Below are 24,381 nucleotides of genomic sequence, written 5' to 3' on the forward strand. Positions count from 1 at the left end.
GAAATGGGATATGAGCAAAATTGTAATGACAACTCCTATCGTTGAGATGGATGGGGATGAGATGACAAGAGTTTTATGGCAAATGATCAAAGATAAGCTGATCTTGCCATATATTGACCTAAAAAGCGAGTATTACGATCTTGGTCTTAAGCACAGAGATGAAACTGATGATCAGGTCACAGTTGATAGTGCAAATGCTACTTTGAAGTACGGAGTTGCCGTAAAGTGCGCAACCATTACTCCTAACAACGAGCGTGTCAAGGAATATAACCTTAAGAAAATGTGGAAGAGTCCTAACGGAACAATCAGAGCAATCCTTGATGGAACAGTTTTCCGTACACCTATAATGGTAAAGGGCATCGAGCCTAACGTAAGAAGCTGGGTAGAACCAATTACACTTGCCCGTCACGCATATGGCGATGTTTATAAGAATGTTGAGATAAGAGTTCCAGGCCCTGGAAAGGCTGAGCTTGTATTCACAGGAGCTGACGGAAAAGAAGTAAGAGAAACAATTCATGAGTTTGACGAGCCTGGTATCATTCAGGGAATCCATAATAAGGATTCATCAATCAAGAGCTTTGCAAGAGCATGCTTTAAATATGCACTTTCTGAGAAGAAGGAACTCTGGCTTGGAACAAAGGATACTATCAGTAAGACCTACGACAGAAGATTTAGAGAGATCTTCGATGAAGTCTATGAGAATGAGTTCAAAGCTGAATTTGAAAAGGAAGGAATAACATACTTCTATACACTTATAGATGATGCTGTTGCCCGTGTTATGAAGTCAAAGGGCGGATTTATCTGGGCCTGCAAGAACTATGACGGTGATGTAATGAGTGATATGGTTTCATCAGCATTCGGTTCACTGGCAATGATGACATCAGTTCTTGTATCACCAACAGGTGTTTATGAATATGAGGCGGCTCATGGAACAGTGCAGCGCCATTACTACAAGTACCTTAAGGGAGAGCCTACATCAACAAACCCTGTTGCTACAATTTTTGCCTGGACAGGTGCTCTTAGAAAGAGAGGAGAGCTTGATGGAATCAAAGCTCTTTGCGATTGGGCTGACAAGATGGAAAGGGCAACGCTTTCAGTTATCGAGTCAGGCCGCATGACCGGAGACCTTGCACTTATCACATCACTTCCAAGCCCGGTAAAACTTGGCAGCGAAGAATTCCTTGATGCAATTGCAGAAGAATTTGAGAAGGCTTGATGATTGGATAAAACACGATGTGAAAAGCTGATTCTTGTTATATTGATTCTAAAGCTGTTAGCTTGACATTTAGACTTGAAATGTTGTTATATAGTTACAGGTGAGTCCTACCTTAAGTGGAAACTATAACAGTTAGTCCTCGCTGATAGCGTGGCTATAAAAAAGCTGTGTGTGTCAAAGCACACGGCTTTTTTCTTGTGATATAGGAAATTTCTCCGAAATACTTATATCATAAAAAATGCTCCGCTATGGATGTGCACCTCGCGCAATTCGAAGACGTTGCATAAATGCAACCGCGCTCGGCGCGAGAATGTCGCAAGCTCCCTGACGGGAGTGACTGGTTTTCCTGCCTCTGGATCCGAATCCAGAAACGGTAGGGTGCTTTCAAGGATACCTGGGATTATTGCGAGATTTACTGAGATGTGGGATAAATGCGAAAGATTTGTAATAATTATCCCATTCTATCTAAGCTGATTTTTAGAGGAGTAGGATAAAACATGAAATTTTATCGTAGTTATCCCACATTTTCAGCCTTCTGAACACTGCGATTGACCGAAAAGTGGGATAATTGTGAAAAAATCAATTGTTTTATCCTACAAACCTGCACAATTCTCAGTCAGAAATTTGAGAATTGTGGGATAAAATGAATAAAAGTCGGTCCTTTATCCTACAAACCAGAAAAAAACTTGTTCAGAACCATGAGAAGTGTAGGATAAAAAGAGAAAAAGTCCAACGTTTATCCTACTCATGAGCAAAATCCATCATCATCTCTGAAAATCGGCATGGATAGAATGGGATAAATTTTACAAATCTTTCTCTCTTATCCTACATCTTCTCCTAGCTCTGGATTGTCACAGTGAAATGGGTATATAGCTATACTTTTTAAGTTACCACACCCCTCGGCAGAATATTCTGGAAGTGAAAATGGGCATATACGAGAAAAAATGGATTGCCACATCCATTGGATGAGTGAACTTTAGACATATGATCTCTATATAATGGTGTGGTAACCTCAAATAAGGCCGTATATGCCCAAAATCACACGTCAAAATCCTTGTCGAATGGTGTTGTAATCTCAAAAATCAGGCTATATTTCCAAAACAGAATCTTCGCTCTCTTTACATTGAAAGACGCAGACATATAGTCACACATATCCTTGAAAGTAGCCACCCCTACTGTTCTCGGAGTCAGAGCCCGAGGCATTTAAAACCAGCCACACCGAAGGTGCTTGCCATTGACGGGGTTCTGAGGAAAACGCTACAATGTTGAATCCGACGGTGCGAAAAAATCTACTGTTCCCATCATCCTCACCGTCGGCTCGCAAACCAAGGCGTTTTCCTCAGGTTCAGTCAATGGTGGCGTATGGTCTCATAACAAACATTCACTTTTTACATTAAATGTGGGACAATTGATAGAGAATATTCCTTAGAAACTTATGGGGATATATTGTGGCATGTGAAAATGGATATGCTGTATGAAATAAGACTGGTTATGTATGTTACTAAGATATGAAAGAAGCATGAGCTATGAAGAATATAATTATTTGTCTTATTGGCGAAGAAGATGAGATACTTTCAAAGCAGATTGCTATGCTTAAGGAAAGGCATAACGCTACTGTAAAAAGGGTAACTTTCGATGAGGCTGAAAGCATAATATCAGCAGGTGCTGAGGATACGTTGTTTATTAGTGACGACGAAGGCTTGGCTAATAAAGCAAGAGAGAAGGGCATGAATGTAAATAGCCCGCAGAAGATGAAAGAATCCTATGAAAAAGCAATGGAAATGTTAAAAACACTTGGAAATATAAAATGATGCTATATACATTGATGATTTATAAATATCATGCGCTCTTCTTTTTTGGTTTCCAGTTATTAACCAAGTGAGTAACAATAATAGTACAAGAAGCATCACCGGTGATATTGAGGGTTGTTCTGCCCATATCAAAGATTCTGTCTACACCGGCAACAAGTGCAATACCATCTACAGGGAGTCCAACTGAAGTAAGAACCATGGCAAGCATTACCATTCCGGCACCTGGAACGCCGGCAGTTCCTACAGAAGCAAGGGTTGCAGTTACTACAATTGTGATTATCTGTGAGAAAGTCAGGTTAATTCCATAGCAGGATGCAATGAATATCGCGCAAACGCCTTGATAAATGGCCGTCCCGTCCATGTTTATGGTTGCGCCAAGGGGAAGAACAAAGCTGGATACTTCTCTTGATGCTCCAAGCTTCTCTGTACATTCCATATTGATAGGAAGGGTTCCAACGGAAGAAGCGCTGGAAAATGCAAATAGGATAGCAGGCATCATACCTTTAAAGAACTTAATTGGACTTATTTTCGCAAGCGTTGAAACTGTCAATGAGTAGACGATAACTGCATGCAAAACATAAGAAATATAAGCTGCCAAAAGAACCTTTGCCAAAGAACCAATTACTACAGCGCCGTTTGCAGCGACAACAGGAGTTAAAAGACAAAATACTCCGATAGGTGAGAGCTTGAGGATAAGCTCCATACACTTCATGAAAACATCATTTAAAACATTGATACCATCAATGGCCTTTTCACCTTTGGGGCCAAGTAAGATAACAGAAAAACCAATAAGTATGGCCATAATGATTACCTGAAGCATGTTTTCCTCAGATACTGGCACCAGAAAATTGGAAGGGAACAGATCTACTAAAACCTCCATTGGTGCAGGCGCCTGACCAGCTTCATAGGACAGGCTTGAAGTAGTCAGCACAGGGAAACTTCCTTTGAAAAAGTTGGCAATAAAAAGACCTGATGAAATAGCAATAGCTGTGGTAAAGAAATAGTATATAAGAGTAATGCCGCCGATAACTCCCACTTTCCTTATGTCTTTCATAGATACAACACCGGACATAATAGAAAAAAGAACTATAGGGCAAATAATGAATTTAACGAGGTTAAGAAAAATTGTACCAAAGGGTTTAATATACTCCTCTGCGAACCAGACTGCATTTTGCAAAAGAAGTCCGGCAACTATTGCAAGAGCAAGAGCAATAAAGATTTGAGTTGCAAGGGATAAGCCTTTTTTTTCTGTTTCAACAATATTTTGTTTGCTATTGTTATCCATACAAAACCACCATTCGCAAAAATGTTACCGCAAATGCGCACATTTATATTATGCTATAATTACTTTTCACCATCAAGAAAAGCACTATAAAAGAAATATAAAAAATCGAACAAGTAGAGGAAAACAATAGATTGTACACAAGACAAAAGTGCAACAGCCCCATTTTTCTCATTCCGACAGTGTTTCCCATTCATCATAGAGAGCAGCAAGTTTATCCTGAATTTCAGTCTGCTCGTCTGAGAGCTTTCTGAGTTTGGCAAGGTCTGTTCCAACTGACGGATCAGCAAGAAGCTCATTTATTTCTCCATCTCTGGCTTCTAACTTGGCGATTTCTTCTTCACATTTTTTGAGTGCAGCTTCCTGTTTGCGCTTTTGAGCCTGAGCTTCTTTCTGGGCTTTCCAATCCATTGCGCCATTTGAGGAGCTTTGAGCTGAAGCAGTAGCAGAGCTTCCATTTGATGAAGATACAGAAGCTGCGGCGCCTGAAGAGAAACCATTCTGCTGCGCGGAGGAATACTTAAAGCTTCCGGATCCAAGGATGCTTCCGTCATTGGAAGAAGTTTCTCCAAAGAGTCTTGAATTCTGTTCATCCGCGTGCTCCATGTAATAATCATAGTTACCTATGTAATTGACTACCTGGCCATGTGTAAGGTCAAGAATCCTTGTGGCTGTTTTATTGATAAAATATCTGTCGTGGCTTACATAGAGGACAGTTCCTTCATAGCCTGATATTGCACTTTCAAGGATTTCCTTACTTGTTATATCAAGGTGGTTTGTAGGCTCATCGAGGATAAGGAAGTTTGCGTCAGAAAGCATGAGCTTTGCTAGAGAAACTCTGCCCTTTTCACCACCTGACAGATCGCCGATCCTCTTAAATACGTCGTCTCCTGTAAAAAGAAAAGCAGCGAGAGTGTTGCGTATTTCTGTATTATTCAAAGTAGGATAAGCATCTGATATCTCTTCGAATAGAGTCTTTTCATCATGAAGAACGTGATGTTCCTGATCGTAGTAGCCAATTTTAACTTTTACACCAAGCTCTATTTTTCCTGAATCAAGGGACTCTATGCCGTTTATCATTTTGAGCATGGTTGTCTTACCGGTTCCGTTGTCTCCGATGATAGCCACATGCTCACCCTTTTTGATCTCAAAGCTGATGTTGGAAAAGAGCTGTTCACTGCCAAATGACTTGGAAATACCTGTAACTGTGAGAACGTCCTTGGCACTTTCGCTGGACGGCTTAAGTGAAATCTTCATTTTGTCATCGATAGTAGTTGGCTTATCAAGTACCTCGATCTTATCAAGCATCTTTTCGCGGCTTTCCGCACGCTTGATGGATTTTTCTCTGTTGAAGCTCTTTAATTTGGTGATGACTTCTTCCTGATGCTTGATTTCCTGCTGCTGTTTGACATATGCTGCAAGCTCAGCGGCGCGCACCTGTTCTTTCTTTACTGCGTAGGTGCTGTAGTTGCCGGTAAAAGAACTAACTTTTGTATTTTCAACTTCGATAATCTTACCTGCGATCTTATCGAGGAAGTATCTGTCGTGGGAGACGATAAGTACTGCACCCTTGTAGTTTAAGAGATAGTTTTCAAGCCATCTGATAGAATTCATATCAAGATGGTTGGTAGGCTCATCCAGGATAATGAGGTCAGGCTTTTGTAATAGGAGTTTTCCCAGAGCAACTCTTGTTTTCTGGCCGCCGGAGAGAGTAGATATTTTTTTATCGAACTCTTCCTGAATAAAGCCAAGGCCTTTAGCAACACCGAGAACTTCACTTTTCCATGCATAGCCCGATTCTCTCTGGAATTTTTCATGCATCTGAGTGTACTTTTCCATGAGCTTTGTAAGGTCATCACCTGTAGTGTGCTTCATAGCTTCTTCAGCGTTTCGAATTTCCTGCTCAAGGTTTATGATGTCTCTTTTTACCTCTGTAAGCTCATCGAGAATAGTATTATCAGAGGTTATGTTCTGATTCTGAGCCAGATATCCCCATGTGGTGTCTTTTGAAAAAGTTACTTCACCTTCGTCGGGAGAGAGCTGACCTATTATCATTTTTATAAGAGTGGTTTTTCCGGCTCCGTTTATACCTACGATAGCAGCCTTTTCATTGTTTTCTATGTGAAAAGACGCACCATTTAAAATATCTTTTCCGTCAAAGGACTTACACAAATTATGTACTGATAAAATCATTATTCCTACTCCATGTTAAAATGCTGTGACAACACATTTTAGCATGATAAGCTAAAAGTTACAAAACTAATAATTAATGAATATTTATGATTGACCTTGCCATAAGCTATATATATAATATGAATTGATTTTTTTGATTGTTTAAAGGAGTTTGCCTTGAAACGAATATATATACCAATAGTGTGGGAAATTATCTTTGTAGTTGCTACAATGATCTGGCCCAAGCAGGCATTTCATTTATTCTTTGCTTTCTATTTTGGATTACTTACATACTTTTATTTCATATATAAGCAGTTTTCATTCAGAAAACTGTACAAGAATTTTGGCAGAGTATTAAGCTTCTGGATTCCGGTTGCAGCTACATTTATTGGCCTTTTGATTGCCGGTAAGCTAAGAATGCTGATTTCCTCCCAGTTTTCTTTTCATATTGATGAAGGTGCTGTAAGTATAATAGTTCACAACGATCTGATTCCAACATTCTTTTATGCACTTATGATGATAGTCATAAAGCCTGTAGCAGAGGAACTTTTCTTTAGAAAGGCTCTCATCAGGTTTGATAATAAAAAGCAGACTATCTGTTTTACTATAATCAGTTTAGTCCTTTGTGCTCTCACAAGAGCGCATGGACCTTTGGGGATTTTGGAATGGGCTATAATGGCTCTTCCTGTTACAATTGCATATATCGCGACTAAGAACATTTATATTTCTGTAATGGCTCACGTATTATTCGAGTTCTACGACAATATATATGAGGTTATTTACACACTCGGCAGGATCTTGAACAGATAAGGCTAAGGTGTTTAATAAACAAATTTATAAATGTCTTTTAAAGGAGAAGAAAAAAGTATGTTGGAGAAGTGTTTCAAACTCAATGAGCATGGCACTACCGTAAAAAGGGAAGTGCTAGCCGGATTAACTACATTCCTTACTATGGCATATATTCTTGCCGTAAACCCTAACATTTTGGGTACAGTAATGAATGCAAACGGCGTATTCGTTGCAACTGCGCTTGCTTCTGCAATTGCAACTTTCGTAATGGCTTTCTTTGCCAATTACCCAATCGGTCTTTCAGCAGGACTTGGACTTAATGCTTATTTTGCATATACGGTTTGTCTTGGTGAACTTGCCGGAGAGGAGAATCCATTCGCAATTGCGCTTACAGCAGTATTTTGTGAAGGTATTATCTTCATCGTTCTTTCATTCTTTAAGTTTCGTGAGCAGATCATCAACAGCATCCCACAGAATCTTAAGTTTGGTATTTCAGCTGGTATCGGTCTTTTCGTAGCATTCATCGGTATGCAGAATGCACACATTATTGTTGCTAATGATGCGACAGTAGTAGGCCTTGGAAGTTTCTCTGATCTTGATATGGTTCTTGCACTTGTAGGACTCATCATCATTGCAGCGCTTGTACACTACAATGTAACAGGTGGCGTTCTTATCGGAATCATTGTTACATGGATCATCGGTATGATTCTTCAGGCAGCCGGTGTTTACACAGCAGCTAATCTCTTCCCGGATTTTTCACAGGGACTTCAGCTTGGCGCTATTTCTGAGACAGCATTTAAGCTTAATTTTGGTTGGGCTGCAACGCATCTTATTCAGTTTATGGCTATTACATTCAGCTTCCTTTATGTTGATCTTTTCGACACAGTTGGAACAGTAGTAGGTGTTGCCGATAAGGCAGGACTTCTTGATAAAGATGGCAACCTTCCAAGAGTTGGTCAGGTATTTATGGCTGACGCTGTAGGAACAACATGTGGCGCTTTACTTGGTACATCAACAGTAACAAGTTTTGTTGAGTCAAGTGCTGGTGTAGCAGCAGGTGGAAGAACTGGTCTTACAGCTCTTACGACTGGTGTAATGTTCCTTGTTTCAATCGTTCTTAGCCCATTGTTCCTTGCTATTCCTTCATTTGCAACAGCTCCAGCTCTTATCTATGTTGGAATGCTTATGCTTATGTCAATTGCTAAAGTTAAGTTCGACGGTGACATCGCTGATTCAGTAGGTGCTTACCTTGCAGTAGTTATGATGCCTCTTGCATATTCAATCGCTACAGGTATCATGTTTGCGGTTCTTGCATGGGTTATCCTTAAAGTTGTTACTAAGAAGGCAAAAGATATCAGCCCAATCATGTGGGTAGTATTCGTTCTCTTTGCACTTAGGATCGTAGCCCTTGTAGCAAACTTCCAGTAATTAAATGAAATATTGAATATATGAAAAATGGCTGGCGTGCTTGCGTGTATGCCAGCCGTTTTTCATTAGTTGTGTTTTTGAGGATTTGGAGAAAAGTATTAATGGGAAAAAATAAAAATGGCTTTGTAAAAAAGAAGATCAGCCTTAAAGTAGTCCTTATAGTTATCGTGGCTCTTTTTGCGCTGACAATAGTAAACGGCAGTTTTTACTCTGTAAAAGAGCAGGAACAGGCGATTCTTACTATGTTTGGTAAGGTTGTGCGTGTTGATACTGCCGGTTTGTATTTTAAGATTCCTTATATTCAGCAGGTACATTTAGTAGATATGACTACTCATGGAATTGGTATCGGATATGTTCTTAAGGATGGACAGAACATAACTGTTGATGATGAAGGCATTATGATAACTTCAGATTTCAATTTTGTAGATATTGATTTCTATTTGGAATATAAAGTAAGCGACCCTGTTGCTGCATATTACAACAGCGAAGATCCTGAGATGATCATGAAAAACATGGCGCTTGCAAGTATCAGAAATACTGTTGTCAATTACCCTGTTGATGATGTTATCACAACTGCAAAGGGACAGATTCAGGCTGAGGTAAAAGAGCGACTTACAACAGAACTTGCTGAAAAGAATATTGGTATGTCTGTTGTTAATATCTCTGTTCAGGATGCTGAGCCACCGACAGAGGAAATTGTACAGGCATTTAAGTCTGTTGAAACAGCCAAGCAGGGAAAAGAAACAGCTGTAAACAATGCAAAAAAGTATCAAAGTGAGGAACTTCCTAAGGCAGAAGCTGCTGCAGATAAGATCCTTCAGGATGCAGAAGCTGCCAAGCAGGCAAGAATAGCAGAAGCTGAAGGTCAGGTTGCAAGATTCAATGAGATGTATGAGCAGTATAAACTTCAGCCTTACATCACAAAGAAGAGACTTTTCTATGAGACAATGGAAGAACTTCTTCCTGATCTGAAGGTTATTATAACAGACGGAAACACTCAGCAGATGCTTCCATTGGACAGTTTTAACGGTTAAGGAGGATTGAAACAATGAATGAGAAAAAAGGTATTTTAGGCTATGTGATCCTTGTTTTTGTTCTCCTTGCAGCAGTATTTGTGGGATCATCAACATACATAGTACATCAGAATGAATATGTTACAGTAAGAAGATTTGGAAAGATCGTAGCAATAGCACAGGATCCAGGACTCCATTTCAAGACACCTTTTATTGACAGCACACAGTCAATTTCAGCGAAGGTCATTTTATATGATATTCCTCAGTCAGATGTTATTACGAAGGATAAAAAGTCAATGATAACAGACACATATGTGCTGTGGAAGGTTGCAGAACCTCTTAAGTTTGTTCAGACACTTAATGCTATTGAGACAAGAGCAGAGGAGAGAATTGAGGCTTCTGTATATAATGCAACAAAGAATGCAATTTCATCTATGACACAGGATGAGGTCATTGAGGCACGAGGCGAGATGCTAACACAGCTTATCACATCGGAAGCTAATTCTGATATGGAAGGCTATGGTATTTCAATCGTTCAGGCTCAGATAAAAGCTCTGGATCTTCCCGATGATAACAAGCAGGCTGTATATGAGAGAATGATTTCAGAGAGAAACAACATTGCTGCTTCTTACACGGCACAGGGAAATGCTGAAGCTCAGAAAATCCAGAATGAAACTGATAAGCAGGTTGCCATCGTAAAGGCTGAGGCTGAAAAAGATGCAGCGGTCCTTGAAGCAGAAGGAGAGGCTGCATATATGGAAACTCTTTCTAAGGCTTATGACACCGAGGATAAAGCTGAGTTTTACAGTTATATCAGAGGCCTTGATGCTCTTAAGGGATCTCTTACAGGCGATAAGACTTTGGTACTTGATAAAAATTCAGAACTTGCCAAGATTCTTTATGGTAATTTTAATTAAATTATGCATTCTTGAATCAACAATTCAAGAATGCATCAACCAAGCCTAATCGACTTCATCGATTAGGCTTGGTTGACTCTTTACTCATATTCTCACGAAATCCGCAGTATATGCGGATTTCTGGAATTTAGTTCAAGAAGTCATACATTTACGCCCCACACTGCCACAGTGTGGGGATTTTTAATATCATAGGAAATTGCTTCCTATGATATTAAAGATCGCTCCGCTAAAATGAGCGTTTTTGGATGATAGATTGCAAAAAATAGTATTTGGTAATTTTAAATGACAAAAAATCCAAAAAATTAGTTGATTTTCTTTTTAGGATGTTGTAATGTAGTTGTGACGTAACGATAGCTTACAGTATGAAGTTATTTCTAATAGGACAGAATTCGTCTATTCGACGTACATCGTTCGAAGATCCCATGTTAATAATTTGTTTATAGGATATAAAGTGTTGTTGTACAGTGCACTATGCACGGAATGGAGTTAATTTGAGAGAAAAATATGAAACTTTAAAACTTAGTGATCTAAGAGAAATAGCAAAGACCAGAGGTATTAAAGGCGCATCATCTATGAAAAAGGCAGAGATCATCGATCTTATGTGCGAAATGGATGAAAAAGCATCAGATAAAAAAAATGAAAGAAGGGAAGAAAAGCCAGCAAAAACTGTAAAGTCAGCTAAACCGGTGAAAGCTGAAAAGACTGAAAAAGCAGAAAAAACAGATACTCCTGCCGAAAAGACCACAGGGCATGATAAGAGTGGAGCTCATAAGAAAAATATCGTAGTAAAAACAGTTAAGAGAGATGAGCAGGCTGAGACTTCCAAAACTGAGCCCAAGAAGGAAGAAACAGTTGCAGAAACTCCGGTTGCAGACGGAGATCCTGCAGATGGAATCCTTGAAGTTATGCAGGATGGATATGGATTTATAAGATGTGAGAATTACTTGCCAGGTGAGAATGACGTCTATGTTGCACCGAGTGTAATCAGAAAATTTAATCTTAAGACTGGTGATATTCTTAAGGGCAGATGCAGAGAGAAAAAAGAATCTGATAAATTTGCAGCCCTTGCAGTACTTGATTCTGTTAATGGATATAAGCCAGAAGTTGCTATGGGAAGATGGAATTTTGAGAACATGACACCTATTTTCCCTAATTCAAGAATTAAGCTTGAGCAGCCGGGGGCATCTGTTGCCATGAGAATCATGGATCTTATTTGCCCAATCGGTAAGGGACAGAGAGGTATGATTGTTTCTCCTCCTAAAGCTGGTAAAACAACACTTCTTAAGGATGTTGCCAAATCAATTTTAAAGAACAGCCCGGATATGCATCTACTTATTTTGCTTATTGACGAGCGTCCTGAAGAAGTTACAGACATCAAGGAGTCAATTGAGGGCTCAAATGTAGAAGTTATCTACTCTACATTCGATGAGCTTCCTGAGCACCATAAGAGAGTAGCTGAAATGGTTATGGAAAGAGCAAAGCGTCTTGTTGAACACGGAAAAGATGTTGTTATTCTCCTTGATTCAATCACACGTCTTACAAGGGCGTATAACATTGTGGTTCCACCATCAGGAAGAACTCTTTCAGGTGGTCTTGATCCTGCAGCTCTTCATATGCCTAAAAAGTTCTTTGGTGCTGCCAGAAACATGAGAGAGGGCGGAAGTCTTACAATCCTTGCTACAGCGCTTATTGAGACTGGTTCCAAGATGGATGATGTTATATACGAGGAATTTAAAGGTACAGGTAACATGGAAATGGTTCTCGATAGAAAACTTCAGGAAAAGAGAATCTTCCCTGCTATCAATATTCCTAAGTCAAGCACCAGAAGAGAAGATCTTCTCCTTTCAAAAGAAGAGCTTGCTGCTATTAACAGCCTGAGAAAGGGATTTAATGGTATGAAGGCAGATGATGCAGTTGATCAGTGTATCAACCTTTTCTCAAAAACAAGAAACAATGTTGAATTTGTTCGCATGGTTGAAAAACAGATTCGTTATTGATTTTATAATTACGAGAGCGGATTCCATTACGGAGAAGTGATCACTGATAATTTTTAGTAATAGTTGTTACAAAATAAAAAGTCATCGCAAATGTGTCAGTATTTGCGATGACTTTCATTTTATATATCTCTAAGATCAAGAAGGTTTTCAATATCCCTTGCCTGCTGAGCCATTTTTTCTTCTTTCTTTTTTTGACGAAGAGATTTGTCGGTTATATGTTCAAGATTGGATGGGTCAAATGGATTTGTGCCATTTGACGTTATGTTAAGAGATTTTTTCTCTGAAGGCGAAATCTCTTTTGCCAGATCTTCTTCGACTTCCTGAATCTGTTGAGCCTGTGAAATATCAGGATTAAGGTTGATTTCAGGATTTTCTGCCACAGCGGTATGTTTCTCATTTCTCTTTGCTGATAAGAGTCCTATTAGATCTACGTTTAGATTGGATATGCTGCAACCAACAGCTTTTTTTCCTTGTATTTCAAAGTTTCTGACCACAACAGTACTAATCTCATAGTTGTGTAATGTTGCACCATATCTGAACATGACATTTAATTTGTCGCCTGGCTTTAAGTTGGTATTTTTGTCGAGTATAAGAGATATTCCCCTTAAAGAAATGTCATGGATCAGGCAGTTCTTCAAAGCAAGGTTATTTCCATTTATAGACATAAGTCCCAGTTTTTCAATGTAGAATCTTTCGGCTTTTCTGGAATTCTCCGGCTCAAGCTTGGAAGATGCCCTTATAAGATGATAATATCCGTATCTTGTTTTGACAGGTGTGATAGTAGTTGACATGAATCTGTAGACACGACCATCACGCTTGTTGAGAACCTGAATCTGCGATGGTTCCAAAAATTGCATATATTTGCCAAAGTATTCCATTGGCTTAACAAGGAGACCTGCTGTCACTCCAAATATTGCCTCAGTCATGAGAACAATACTGTGACCATCGATTGCTGCATATATTTTTATTTCAGAACCATTTGCAATGTCGTTAACATTCATATTGGTTACCCCTCATTACTATGTTTGTTAAAGAATGCGTATTCTTATCCCCTAGAATTATGATATAATAAGCTCCAGAAAAAATAAAGCGGAAAAACGTTTACTGCTACAAACAGGAGCTGTTATGATAAAAGACAATCTTGAATTTGTTGAGAGGAAAATTTGCGAAGCATGTGAGAAAGCCGGAAGAGACAGAAGTGAAGTGACGCTCATAGCAGTCAGCAAGACTAAACCTGTAAGCGATATAAGACAGGCGATGGATTGTGGAATAAGAGTATTTGGCGAGAATAAAGTTCAGGAGATCAGAGATAAACACGAAGCTATAACAGAGAATGTGGATTGGCACATGATAGGTCATCTGCAGGCCAACAAGGTGAAATACCTTCCTGGAATAGTCTGTATGATTCATTCAGTGGATAATGAGAAGCTGGCTCTTGAAATAGAGAAGCAGTTTGCAAAAGCAAACATTGTTGCCGATGTACTTATAGAAGTGAACATGGCTGGCGAAGATACCAAGTTTGGACTTGCACCGGATGATACGATAGAATTTGTAAAGGCTATAAGCAGCCTGGAACATATACGAATCAGAGGACTTATGACCATTGCTCCTTATACTGATGATCCTGAGAGCAATAGAGTGTATTTTAAGGGACTTAGAGAACTTAAAGACAAGATAAATGCAGAAGGTATTCAGGGTGTTAAAATGGATACTCTATCTATGGGAATGACGGGGGATTATCAGGTGGCAATTGAAGAAGGGGCCACGTTTGTGCGTGTTGGAACAGGTATTTTTGGCGAAAGAGATTACTCAAATATTAAATAAACATAAACGAATTTACACTAATAGAGCCAGATAGTATAATTGTTTTATACTATTTGACTCTTATTTTTGTAAGATACCTTGAATTGATGAAGGACGATATGTATGTTGAGAACGATCCCATTAAGCAAGAATTACACGATAGATCAGATAAATCATTTGATTGATACAGGGCATGTTTTTGTTACTCCTTTTGGACTTAACAGAACTGCTTATATAGTAGTTAATCACAAGCCTTTTATGGTTATTACTACTGATATTTCAATCAAAGGAGTTCAGCTTAGTGGTGCATGGTATTCCTGGGAAGATTTGGAAGCCATGGGAGGTGTCTATGAGTCTGAATTTGACGCTCTTAAAGCTATTGCAGGAGGAGCGTGAACCCCAAATTATAAACAATATATAAAATCGAATGGATTTTTGTTACAAGCCTGAGATTTCATGATAAAATTCATTCAATTGTACAATAGCAGCGGAGGTTTGACATTTTGGGGTACGAATTTTACTACATTGAAGCACATCTGGCTTGTTTCTTTCTACTTGGGATAATTCTTTTTAAAATTATAAAAGGCGTTAATAAAGATCTTTCAACAGTCTATCTTGGCAATATAGTTTTTGTTACAATGCTGTATTTTATAGCAGAGATATTTTGGGCACTTGTTGACAGTGGTATTATTAACAACACCAAGCCACTTCTTTATTTATCCAATATTTTTACATATTTGCTTATAAGTGTGGATGCATACCTTTGGTTTATTTTGTCTGAAACCTTACAAAAAGGGAAGTTGGTAGAAAATGATATTGCGAGACTACTAATAAGTATTCCGGTCTGGATTTCAGCAATTTTGTGCATTTCCGCCTATAGAACAGGACTGGTTTTTTATGTTGATGAGAATAATGTTCTGGTAGGTGGAAACCTTTATCTGATCCTTATTGTTGTTCCTTTTGGGTATCTTTTTGCAGCTTCTGCGAAAGCTTTTTACAGGGCACTTGATAAGGACAGATATGCTGAAAGAGGCATGTATTTCATGATAGGAGTATTTCCGTTCATGCCTGTTATTTTAGGTGTTATGCAGGCAATGTACTGGAGAATACCATTCTTGTGTTATGGAATTGTTGCTGCAGTTTTTTATGCGTATATTACACAGACAGAGAACCTTATCTCTTTGGATCCACTTACTCAGCTCAATAACAGGAAACAGATGTTCAGATATCTTGCAAAGAAGATGAGAGAAGAAGAACCGGGGATGTCTCTTTTTATTCTTCTTATCGATATAGACCATTTTAGAACAGTTAATGAAGCCTATGGTCATCTTGAAGGAGACAATGCACTTATCAGAGTATCAGATGCGATAAAAGATGCTTGTCAAGGACCAAGGAGTAGGTTCTTTGTATCAAGATATGGCGGAGATGAGTTCGTGGTGGTGGCAGAGATGTCCTACAGGGCAGAAGCTACGTGGCTTGCAGATCAGATTAGGAATAATGTTAAGCGCATCACAGAAAACTTTGGTACTAACTATGATCTGTCAATTAGTGTTGGAATTGCGCAGTATGATTATGAAACTCCGATTTCACTCCAAGCCTTTATTGCCAGAGCAGATTCAGATCTTTATAAGCAAAAGAAGATCAACTAAAAAAATACTTTCTTGCGAGTGGCATAAAATCCAAAAGTGCCCATACCTTCGGATAGATCTCGTAGTATTCGCAAAGACACAGTAAATATAAAATAATGCGCCCTGTTTTCTTTCATGCTTATTCAGAACAGAAAACAGGGCTTTTATTTTATCTTAACTGTCTCTATTGCTCATACTAAATCGCTCTATCCAAAGTTATGGGCACTTCTGGATTTAAGGTTTACTACACATATAAAGAATAATATTTTTGCGTCTGTTTACAATAAAATATGCATTCTTGAATCAACAATTCAAGAATGCATCAACCAAGCCAATTTAAATCGACTTCGTCGATGAGGCTTGGTTGACTCTTCACTCATATTCTCACGAAATCCGCAGTATATGCGGATTTCTGGAATTTAGTTCAAGATGTCATGCTTTTTTATTCTCAAAATAAAGAACTTACTAAATTGATGAGGACACCTGCAAATATAAGTGCTGCAATAATCGCAATCGCATATATAAACTTCATTCGTGCCATATATTTTATTCCCCTGTGTAAAGTTTTGTTTGCTTATTATTTTTTGAATTATCAGTAAGTATAGCATACACTTTTAGTGATATACTAGTATTGTAGCTATATTTGTGTCTGTAGATAAAAAATATTGAACATAGTGTTATTAGGAGGGGAATATGCAGATTTATGTAGCGGGTAATGTGCTTAGGAGCGGTGACGGAAGCGTCAATCATCCTTTTAAGACTATTCAGGAAGCGGCTGATATGGCAAAGGCTGGTGACACTGTCCTGGTGGCTCCCGGTATATATAGAGAGTGGGTAAAACCTAAAAACTCCGGCACTGAAAAAGAGAGAATTGTCTATAAGAGTACATCAAGGGGCGAAGCTATTATCACTGGTTCTGAGGAACTAAAGGGATTTGAGGCTTTTGAGAATGTTTGGAGAATAAGAATACCAAACAGCTTTTTCGGAGATTACAATCCATATATTTCTGAAGTTGCAGGAGACTGGTTCAAGACTTCGGATAAAAATCCCCACACAGGTGAATTATATTTAAATGGTAGATCAATGACTGAAGTTTTTGATCTGTCTTTTTGCATGCATCCCGATAAGGATAAGCGTTCCTGGGACCCGGATTTTTCTGAGTATGTCTGGTTTACAGCTCAGGAAGATAACAATACAGTCATCTATGCTAATTTCCAGGGAAAAGACCCAAATCAGGAAGATGTAGAGATTTCTGTCAGGAGGGCATGTTTTTTCCCGGAGAAAAAAGGTCTGAATTATATTACATTAAGCGGTTTTACCATCAAAAATGCTGCTACTCAGTGGGCACCGCCTACAGCGATGCAGGAAGGTATGGTCGGCCCTAACTGGTCAAAGGGATGGATCATAGAAGAGTGCGAGATAGCTGAGTCAAAATGTGTTGGAATAAGTCTTGGAAAGTATTATCAGCATGGCAATAACAATAAATGGACTTCTTACTGGCTGAAAGATGGCACACAAACCCAGAGAGATGTGGTATGTCAGGCGGTTAATGATGGCTGGGACAAAGAAACAGTTGGCTCTCACATAGTCAGAAGATGTGATATACATGATTGTGGTCAGGCGGGAATTGTAGGCCACATGGGATGCGCTTTCTCAATTATAGAGGATAACCATATACATCATATAAATAATAAGCATAACATTGAAGGTGCAGAGATAGGAGGTATCAAGTTCCATGCTGCCATAGACACCCAGATCAGAAGAAACCATATCGACCATTGTACTCGGGGAATATGGCTGGACTGGGAAGCGCAGGGAACAAGGGTCACTCAGAACTTCCTTCACGATAATGTTCCGCCAAAAGGAACTATCATAGAAAGCGGGCTCTCGTTGGGAGAAGATATCTTTATCGAAGTTTCCCATGGGCCGACGATTGTTGATCACAACCTGCTTTTGTCTGATATTGCCGCAAGGATCAGCGCTCAGGGAATAGCCTTTGTGCACAACCTTATAGCCGGCTCTTTTACCTATGTTGGAAATGGAACAGACAATGGCGGGAAAAAGTTTGCCACAAACAGATATACCCCATATCATGTGCCGCATTCTACGAAGATTGCAGGCTTTATGACAATACTTCACGGTGATGCGAGATTTTATAACAACATTTTTGTCCAAAAGCCAATAAGACAGGACCTTTTGGACTACTGTGTTTCAAAAGAAGCTGATACCATAGACCGCAACAATTTTATATGCGGAACCATTCCTTACAACACATATCCAAGTCCTTCTGAGTACTTTGGAAGATTTGGCAAAAATGCAAGAAAGACTTTAGGTTCCAATGATCTATATTATGATCATTTGCCGGTTTATTTTGGAGGCAACGCATATTTTAACGGTGCAAGGAGCTGTGATTTTGAGACTTCTGCACACATTGATCAGGGACATAAAATAAGTCTTTATGTGGATGAAGACGAGGGAAGATATACACTTCATACCAACCTTTATGAGTATCTTCCGAGAAACTTTACAGTTCCGGTTAATTCGGATTCTTTAGGTCTTGCCTTTGAACCGGAGGAGAGATTTGAAAATCCTGACGGAAGCTCTATCCTGTTTGATACAGACTATTTTGGAAGGAAAAGAGGGCGCTTCCCTGTTGCAGGACCTTTCGAGGAATGTGGCAGTGACAGGTTTACAGTTCAGACTCCTTTGTTCTATTCCTATAAGATAAAGCATGATGAGAATGCGAGAATAGAAGAAAAGAAAGAAAAAGAGGAAGAAGACATCAGGTATGAGTCAGAGCCTGAGATGGTTGCAGATACCACAGGTTTTGAAACTGACCTGGGTGCCTATGTAGCAGAAGTTAATGCAAATATTCTTTTGACCGGGTGCTCAAATGTGGGTATCAAGTTCCCATTTGAGGGTGAGCTCTTTATAGTAAGCGACATGTTCGTAAAGGGGAACGAGGTGTGGCTTTATGATTCCACTAATGAAAAACTTGTAGAGCTAGACTGCGAGTATGGGATATATCATAGTTTAAAGAAGTGGTCTGTTGGAGCACTGCAATCACTTGATGTAAATGATGACCCAAACGCTGAAGGAATAGTAAGAACAGCTGGAACACTTCTTTGCATTTTAAATAAGAGCCTGGCCCATGACCCTGCTGATACCTGCAGCACAATTGAGGAGAAGGTCAACCTCGGAATTGAGCCAAAGGGCATAAAGATGAGATTTAAACCCAAATATCTCAAATTTATAAGAGGGAAAAAGTTCATTTCACTGGAGGATGTTATCTATAGGATAAGCAGAGCATCTATGGATATAGTGACCGAAAGAATTGAGCATTTATAAAACTATAGGTAAGGATTAAAAGTTTTGATGGAGAGAAAAAATTGGTACAAACTGGATAATGCCGCTAAAATTGTTCCTTCTACGGCGAGAGGAGCAAATACAAGGGTATTCAGACTTACATGTGAGTTAAAAGAAAAAGTTGAAAAGGATATGCTTCAGATAGCTCTTGACGAGACTATCGATGAATTTCCGTTTTTTAACTGTGTCCTTCACAGGGGAATTTTCTGGTATTACCTTGAGGACAGTGATCTAAGGCCTGTTGTTGAGCTTGAGCACACACCAGCCTGCATGCCGCTTTATATTCCGGGGCATAAAAATCTTTTATACAGAGTTAACTATTTTGATAAAAGAATAAATCTTGAAATGTTCCACGTTCTTGCGGATGGAACAGGAGCCTTTATGTTTTTTAAGACTCTTATTATCCGCTATCTTCAGCTCAAACACTCACTTAGCGAAGATATCAAGCCTGTTGATGAGTTTTCTGTTGAGGAAAAGAATGTTGATGCATTCACTGACAATTATAGCAAGCAAAAAGGCCTCAAGCAGCTTAAGGAGATGTCATCTGTTAAGGCGTATCAGGTAAGCGGCGAGCTTGATGAAAACCTGCTTCCGCATCTTCTTGAGGGAACAGTATCAAGCAGCAAATTCCTGGAGCTTGCGCACCAGCATAACACAACAGTTGGTGTTTTGTGCGTTGCAATCTACATTAAGGCTGCGATACTCAGCATGAACCGTGGTCAAAAGAAAAGGCATGTTGTGGTAAGTGTTCCTGTGAATTTAAGACAGTTCTATCACAGCGGAACAGCCAGAAATTTCTTTGGCGTTATCAATATCGATTATGATCCAGCCAATTATGACGGTAATCTGGCTACGATAATAGAGCCTGTTGACAAAGCTTTTAAGGAAAAGCTTTCAGCTGAGAATATTGAAAAGACAATGAATTCTTATTCTGCTCTTGAGCACAACCTGGCCGTAAAAGTGGTTCCACTTCCTATAAAGGATTTCACGATCGGAAGATTTGATGCTGCAGCCAAAAAGGGTGTAACAACTTCCATGTCAAACATTGGAAGGATTAAGATGCCTAAAGAGGTTGAGGAATATATAGACAGATTCAGCGCCTTTATGACCGCATCCTCCCAGCAGGTAACAGTCTGCTCCTTTGGTGATAAGATGACCTTTGGTGAAGCCTCACCATTTAAGACCCACAGAGTAATGCTTAATTTCTTCAGATGTCTGTCAGAACAGGGAATAGAAGTTGAGCTTGGGTCTAACGACTATGATGAGGAGGTAAGTGAATAATGCAGATGTGTCCAAAGTGCAAAGTTAATATACGAGGAAATAAGAGCTGTTGCCCGTTATGTCAGGGGAAACTTAAAAATGTGGAAGGTGAGATAAGCCCTTCTTTTCCAACAATAAGAAGAAAAAAGATCAGTAATATCACATTTTTGAAGGTATGCACGTTTCTTTTTGTTGCTTCTGAAATAGTTTTTGCAACCATCAATATCATGACTGAGAATAAGTTCTCATTTATCAGTCCCGTTATGCTGGGAATTCTGGCAGGATGGATCACGATAATAACCACCATGTATCTTAGAAATAACCTGATAAAGGTAATAACCTGGGAAGTGATAGTGGCGATAGTGGTAGATATTTACGTGGATATTCATACAGGATTTCACGGGTGGAGTTTTGCGTGGATGATCCCGCTGACCCTGATAGGTCTTGCCATTGCAACAATTATTACCGCACTTGTGTTAAAGCTTAGGCTTGATGAGTATATTCTCTACCTTGTGCTTGACCTTGTGATGGTGCTTCTTCAGATTGTGTTCATAAAAAATGGCATGAATAAGGTTCCGTGGCCTGCAGTCAGCAGTGTGATGATATACCTGATCCTTTTTGCAGGAGTTATCATCTTCAGGTTCAATGACCTCAAGAATGCTTCAGAAAAAATGTTTAATATGTGATGATATAGGTGTCACAGATCAAATATGTGTTCATGCTTGTAGGATTGAGAGAGCGAAGCGGAGCAATCCGTATATCATCACAAAGTGTAATAGGTGTTTCATGAGTTTAAAGAACAGACTTAACAAAAACAACTTCAAACGAGGAATCGTCTTTGCAAGCAGAGTGGGAGACTTCGTGGAGAACTCCATTGGAAAGGTAATGGAAGACCGCAACAAACTGGCGGATGAGCTTCCGGAGGATCCCAAGGATATGACCTGGTACAGGGTTTCACTTGACAGGGGGCTTTCGGGAGATGGTTCTGAGTACTATATCTATGTTAAAAAAGCTGATCCGGATAAGCTGTGCGTCTTTTTATCTGGAGGCGGGGTAGCATGGAATGAGTACACTGCAGCAAGACCTGTTACAGGCGGCAAAGTTGCGGCGGGGCTTCCGAATTATTATTGGAACAACTTAAGGCCTTTTACCCAGATTATGAACATTAACGTAGGAATTACTGATATTGTTTCTGATAAAAATCCTTTTAAAGACTGGAGCTTTGTGGTAATAACTTATGCTACGGGAGATTTCCATATCGGAAACAATGATTATCCATATAAATCAGAGGACGGAAAGGATGAAGTCCTTCATTTTCACGGATATGTTAACTTTCTCGAGAGCATGAAGGTGGCTAAAAAGCTCTTTCCATCGCCTTCAAAGCTTTTGATCGCCGGAAATTCAGCAGGTGCCTTTGCGGTTCCTGCACTGGCAGGAGAAATCGTTGATGATTATTATCCAAACGCCAGGAATATCACAGTATTTTCCGACAGTGGACAGCTCCTTTACAAAAACTGGAGAAAAACAGCTAAGAATATCTGGATGACCAAGGAAAGCCTTTGGAAGCCGATAGTCAGCGATAACATAACCCTGGACTGGTATAAAGCTCTTTATGCCAAGTACGGGGACAGGTTTAAATTTTTATATTCAAGTTCTACCAGAGATTATCTCTTAAGTGCTTATTACAACGACATTATCCGCAAGAAGTACGAGACGGATTCTGAAGTGCAGGATGAGTATTATCACCAGCTTATTCAGATGGTAAAAGAGCTAAAGAGTATAACACCACATTTTGGTATTTTCATAAACGATTGGAAATTACCATTTATTACTATGGGAGGAACGGTTCACACCAGTGTGAGAGAGCTTCATTTCACAGCATTTACTCAGAATGGAATATCAATGGCCAACTGGCTTATTGATGCTGTTGAAGGGAAGGTATATGATGTTGGAATGGATCTTTTACAAGAAGATAAAGAGAAAAATAAAAAGGGGAAAGCAAGGACTAGAAAGAAATGACTTACACAGCAGATTGGGATTCACTATCAAATTACAGAGTACCACAGTGGTACTCAGATGCAAGGTTTGGAATATTCATTCATTTTGGAATATATTCAGTTCCTGCATATGCCAATGAATGGTACTCAAGAAATATGTATATTCAGGGTACAAGGGAGTTTGAACATCACGTTAAGACCTACGGCCCTCACAAGGATTTTGGATATAAAGATTTTATTCCAATGTTCAAGGCTGAGAAATTTAATGCTGATGAATGGGCAGATCTTTTCAAAAAGGCGGGAGCAAAATATGTGGTTCCTGTAGCAGAGCACCACGATGGATTTCAGATGTACAAGAGCAAAATATCAAAGTGGAATGCCTTTGAGATGGGACCAAAGATTGATTATCTTGGAGAACTTAAAAAGAGCGTTGAGCAAAAAGGAATGAGATTTGGTGCTTCTTCACACAGAATCGAGCACTGGTTCTTTATGAGTCACGGTAGAGAATTTGAGAGTGATATTAATGACTCTATTACAAAGGACAGCCTCTACTGGCCTGCAATGAAAGAGCCTGAAGATCATTATGACCTCTATGCTGAGCCAACTCCGACCAAAGAATTTATGGAGGATTGGCTTTTAAGGACAAAAGAGATCATTGATAACTATCATCCTGAAGTCCTTTATTTTGACTGGTGGATCCAGGAGGCTTGTTTAAAGCCATACCTTAGAGAGATGGCAGCTTACTACTACAACGAAATGGAGAAGATCGGAAAGGTTGGTGTCATCAATTACAAGCATGATGCATTCCCATTCGGAGTAGCAGTTCCTGATGTTGAAAGAGGACAGATGGCATTGGCACAGCCATTCATCTGGCAGACTGACACGGCAATAGGAAGACGCTCATGGTGCTATACTATCGACAATGAGTACAAAGATTCTGAGGAAATAGTATGCAATCTTATTGATGCTGTTGCCAAGAACGGAAACATGCTCTTAAATGTAGGACCAAAACCTGACGGAACAATTTCTGATGAGGATAAAAAGACATTACTTGGAATAGGTAAGTGGCTCTCAGAAAACAGCGAAGCTATCTATAATTCAAAGCCATACAGAGTAGCAGAAGAAGGGCCAACCAAGATGGCCGGCGGACAGTTTACCGATAAGCAGAAGATTAACTACACTCCTGAAGATATCAGATTCACAGTGGCACATGGTAATATCTATGTACATGTCCTTAAATGTGCTGATAACGGTGAATATGTCGTAAAGAGCCTTGGTACACAAAAAGATGCCGCCAGTTCTACCGGTTTTTCAGGTATAATCAGAGGCATCAAAGTGCTGGCAAACGATAGCCCTGTAACTTTTGAAAGAAAAGAAGATGGTCTTCACTTAAAAACAGATTACAAGAGCGAAATGCCAGTCGTATTTAAGATTGAAATGTTATAACGTATGATCCGGATAGAAGCTTGCTTCAATCAACAAAGCAGGCTTCTATCTGAGCTTCATATTCATCACGAAGATCCTCAGGAATATCATACTCATCCAATGCTTCGGCAACTGACCAGTGCTCGTTGGCCATTGAACGAAGAATGCTACGTACTATTAACAGGTCTGAAGCCTCCAAAGTAGCAACACTATTCATAATCACATCCTCCTCAAAAATAACGAAAATTCATACATTTTCTAACTACAATATATTGTA

The 24,381-nt window shown here is 39.4% G+C and carries 20 protein-coding genes; 15 read left to right on the top strand and 5 right to left on the bottom strand.

From position 1 onward, the window contains the following. Window positions 1–10: 10 nt before the first annotated feature. Entirely contained in the window at window positions 11–1,216 is a 1,206-nt protein-coding gene (locus tag BM146_RS14320; RefSeq protein ID WP_074890496.1) for an NADP-dependent isocitrate dehydrogenase, read from the top strand. 1,038 nt (window positions 1,217–2,254) lie between these two features. On the opposite strand, the gene BM146_RS20200 is transcribed toward BM146_RS14320, so the two are convergent. Further along, a complete protein-coding gene (locus BM146_RS20200; protein WP_278308518.1) occupies window positions 2,255–2,386 on the bottom strand; it encodes a hypothetical protein in 132 nt (43 codons plus the stop codon). Window positions 2,387–2,742: 356 nt separating this feature from the next. On the opposite strand from BM146_RS20200, the gene BM146_RS14325 reads away from it, so the two are divergent. Beyond that, window positions 2,743–3,027: a hypothetical protein gene (locus tag BM146_RS14325; protein ID WP_074890498.1), complete on the top strand. Its 285-nt coding sequence runs from the start codon at window positions 2,743–2,745 to the stop codon at window positions 3,025–3,027. A 28-nt stretch (window positions 3,028–3,055) separates the two neighbouring features. Here BM146_RS14325 and BM146_RS14330 read toward each other — a convergent pair whose 3' ends face one another. After that, window positions 3,056–4,312 carry a dicarboxylate/amino acid:cation symporter gene (locus tag BM146_RS14330; protein ID WP_074890499.1) on the bottom strand — a complete coding sequence of 419 codons (1,257 nt, stop codon included), beginning with the start codon at window positions 4,310–4,312 and terminating at the stop codon, window positions 3,056–3,058. Window positions 4,313–4,480: 168 nt separating this feature from the next. Next, the gene (locus tag BM146_RS14335; RefSeq protein ID WP_074890501.1) at window positions 4,481–6,502 is read right to left on the bottom strand and encodes an ABC-F family ATP-binding cassette domain-containing protein; all 2,022 of its coding nucleotides are present in this window, start codon (window positions 6,500–6,502) and stop codon (window positions 4,481–4,483) included. A 156-nt stretch (window positions 6,503–6,658) separates the two neighbouring features. Here BM146_RS14335 and BM146_RS14340 point away from each other — a divergent pair, with 156 nt between their 5' ends. From BM146_RS14340 to rho, 5 genes are all read left to right on the top strand, one after another. Beyond that, window positions 6,659–7,291 (top strand): CPBP family intramembrane glutamic endopeptidase, encoded by a 633-nt coding sequence (locus BM146_RS14340; RefSeq protein WP_143087496.1) that lies wholly within the window; start codon window positions 6,659–6,661, stop codon window positions 7,289–7,291. A 60-nt stretch (window positions 7,292–7,351) separates the two neighbouring features. Next, window positions 7,352–8,698: an NCS2 family permease gene (locus BM146_RS14345; protein WP_074890547.1), complete on the top strand. Its 1,347-nt coding sequence runs from the start codon at window positions 7,352–7,354 to the stop codon at window positions 8,696–8,698. 101 nt (window positions 8,699–8,799) lie between these two features. Further along, window positions 8,800–9,732 carry an FtsH protease activity modulator HflK gene (hflK, locus tag BM146_RS14350; RefSeq protein WP_074890506.1) on the top strand — a complete coding sequence of 311 codons (933 nt, stop codon included), beginning with the start codon at window positions 8,800–8,802 and terminating at the stop codon, window positions 9,730–9,732. Window positions 9,733–9,746: 14 nt separating this feature from the next. Continuing rightward, the gene (gene hflC, locus BM146_RS14355) at window positions 9,747–10,628 is read left to right on the top strand and encodes a protease modulator HflC (protein ID WP_074890508.1); all 882 of its coding nucleotides are present in this window, start codon (window positions 9,747–9,749) and stop codon (window positions 10,626–10,628) included. A gap of 491 nt (window positions 10,629–11,119) precedes the next feature. Then, on the top strand, window positions 11,120–12,625 hold the full coding sequence (gene rho / locus BM146_RS14360; RefSeq protein WP_074890510.1) for a transcription termination factor Rho: 1,506 nt from the start codon (window positions 11,120–11,122) through the stop codon (window positions 12,623–12,625). 119 nt (window positions 12,626–12,744) lie between these two features. Here rho and BM146_RS14365 read toward each other — a convergent pair whose 3' ends face one another. Then, window positions 12,745–13,626, bottom strand: a complete 882-nt coding sequence (locus tag BM146_RS14365) for a PilZ domain-containing protein (RefSeq protein ID WP_074890512.1) — start codon at window positions 13,624–13,626, stop codon at window positions 12,745–12,747. A 124-nt stretch (window positions 13,627–13,750) separates the two neighbouring features. Between BM146_RS14365 and BM146_RS14370 the strand changes: the two genes are divergently transcribed. The 8 genes from BM146_RS14370 (at window position 13,751) to BM146_RS14405 (ending at window position 24,125) form a co-directional block, all read left to right on the top strand. Next, the gene (locus BM146_RS14370; protein ID WP_074890514.1) at window positions 13,751–14,449 is read left to right on the top strand and encodes a YggS family pyridoxal phosphate-dependent enzyme; all 699 of its coding nucleotides are present in this window, start codon (window positions 13,751–13,753) and stop codon (window positions 14,447–14,449) included. A 102-nt stretch (window positions 14,450–14,551) separates the two neighbouring features. After that, window positions 14,552–14,824 (top strand): hypothetical protein, encoded by a 273-nt coding sequence (locus BM146_RS14375; protein WP_074890517.1) that lies wholly within the window; start codon window positions 14,552–14,554, stop codon window positions 14,822–14,824. A 107-nt stretch (window positions 14,825–14,931) separates the two neighbouring features. Next, window positions 14,932–16,077, top strand: a complete 1,146-nt coding sequence (locus BM146_RS14380; RefSeq protein ID WP_074890519.1) for a GGDEF domain-containing protein — start codon at window positions 14,932–14,934, stop codon at window positions 16,075–16,077. Window positions 16,078–16,749: 672 nt separating this feature from the next. Continuing rightward, entirely contained in the window at window positions 16,750–19,404 is a 2,655-nt protein-coding gene (locus BM146_RS14385; RefSeq protein ID WP_074890521.1) for a right-handed parallel beta-helix repeat-containing protein, read from the top strand. Window positions 19,405–19,431: 27 nt separating this feature from the next. Beyond that, on the top strand, window positions 19,432–20,703 hold the full coding sequence (locus BM146_RS14390; protein WP_083413573.1) for a hypothetical protein: 1,272 nt from the start codon (window positions 19,432–19,434) through the stop codon (window positions 20,701–20,703). Next, window positions 20,703–21,368, top strand: coding sequence for a DUF6320 domain-containing protein (locus tag BM146_RS14395; protein WP_074890526.1), 666 nt, complete (start codon window positions 20,703–20,705; stop codon window positions 21,366–21,368). The genes BM146_RS14390 and BM146_RS14395 overlap by 1 nt, the downstream gene beginning before the upstream one ends. Before the next feature lie 100 nt (window positions 21,369–21,468). Beyond that, entirely contained in the window at window positions 21,469–22,701 is a 1,233-nt protein-coding gene (locus tag BM146_RS14400; RefSeq protein WP_074890549.1) for a pectin acetylesterase-family hydrolase, read from the top strand. Then, entirely contained in the window at window positions 22,698–24,125 is a 1,428-nt protein-coding gene (locus tag BM146_RS14405; RefSeq protein ID WP_074890528.1) for an alpha-L-fucosidase, read from the top strand. The genes BM146_RS14400 and BM146_RS14405 overlap by 4 nt, the downstream gene beginning before the upstream one ends. A 25-nt stretch (window positions 24,126–24,150) precedes the next feature. Here the strand turns inward: BM146_RS14405 and BM146_RS19590 are convergent, their stop codons facing one another. Further along, a complete protein-coding gene (locus tag BM146_RS19590) occupies window positions 24,151–24,321 on the bottom strand; it encodes a hypothetical protein (RefSeq protein ID WP_177201683.1) in 171 nt (56 codons plus the stop codon). Window positions 24,322–24,381 lie beyond the last annotated feature (60 nt).

The sequence above is a fragment of the Butyrivibrio proteoclasticus genome (assembly GCF_900115735.1).
Lineage (GTDB): Bacteria > Bacillota > Clostridia > Lachnospirales > Lachnospiraceae > Butyrivibrio > Butyrivibrio proteoclasticus_B.

Excerpts from the sequence above, each read along its gene's own strand:
- BM146_RS14320 (WP_074890496.1), top strand. The coding sequence starts at position 11 with ATGAGCAAAATTGTAATGACAACTCCTATCGTTGAGATGGATGGGGAT.
- BM146_RS14325 (WP_074890498.1), top strand. The coding sequence starts at position 2,743 with ATGAAGAATATAATTATTTGTCTTATTGGCGAAGAAGATGAGATACTT.
- BM146_RS14330 (WP_074890499.1), bottom strand. The coding sequence starts at position 4,312 with ATGGATAACAATAGCAAACAAAATATTGTTGAAACAGAAAAAAAAGGC.
- BM146_RS14335 (WP_074890501.1), bottom strand. The coding sequence starts at position 6,502 with ATGATTTTATCAGTACATAATTTGTGTAAGTCCTTTGACGGAAAAGAT.
- hflK (WP_074890506.1), top strand. The coding sequence starts at position 8,800 with ATGGGAAAAAATAAAAATGGCTTTGTAAAAAAGAAGATCAGCCTTAAA.
- hflC (WP_074890508.1), top strand. The coding sequence starts at position 9,747 with ATGAATGAGAAAAAAGGTATTTTAGGCTATGTGATCCTTGTTTTTGTT.
- BM146_RS14365 (WP_074890512.1), bottom strand. The coding sequence starts at position 13,626 with ATGAATGTTAACGACATTGCAAATGGTTCTGAAATAAAAATATATGCA.
- BM146_RS14370 (WP_074890514.1), top strand. The coding sequence starts at position 13,751 with ATGATAAAAGACAATCTTGAATTTGTTGAGAGGAAAATTTGCGAAGCA.
- BM146_RS14375 (WP_074890517.1), top strand. The coding sequence starts at position 14,552 with ATGTTGAGAACGATCCCATTAAGCAAGAATTACACGATAGATCAGATA.
- BM146_RS14385 (WP_074890521.1), top strand. The coding sequence starts at position 16,750 with ATGCAGATTTATGTAGCGGGTAATGTGCTTAGGAGCGGTGACGGAAGC.
- BM146_RS14390 (WP_083413573.1), top strand. The coding sequence starts at position 19,432 with ATGGAGAGAAAAAATTGGTACAAACTGGATAATGCCGCTAAAATTGTT.
- BM146_RS14395 (WP_074890526.1), top strand. The coding sequence starts at position 20,703 with ATGCAGATGTGTCCAAAGTGCAAAGTTAATATACGAGGAAATAAGAGC.
- BM146_RS14400 (WP_074890549.1), top strand. The coding sequence starts at position 21,469 with ATGAGTTTAAAGAACAGACTTAACAAAAACAACTTCAAACGAGGAATC.
- BM146_RS14405 (WP_074890528.1), top strand. The coding sequence starts at position 22,698 with ATGACTTACACAGCAGATTGGGATTCACTATCAAATTACAGAGTACCA.
- BM146_RS19590 (WP_177201683.1), bottom strand. The coding sequence starts at position 24,321 with ATGAATAGTGTTGCTACTTTGGAGGCTTCAGACCTGTTAATAGTACGT.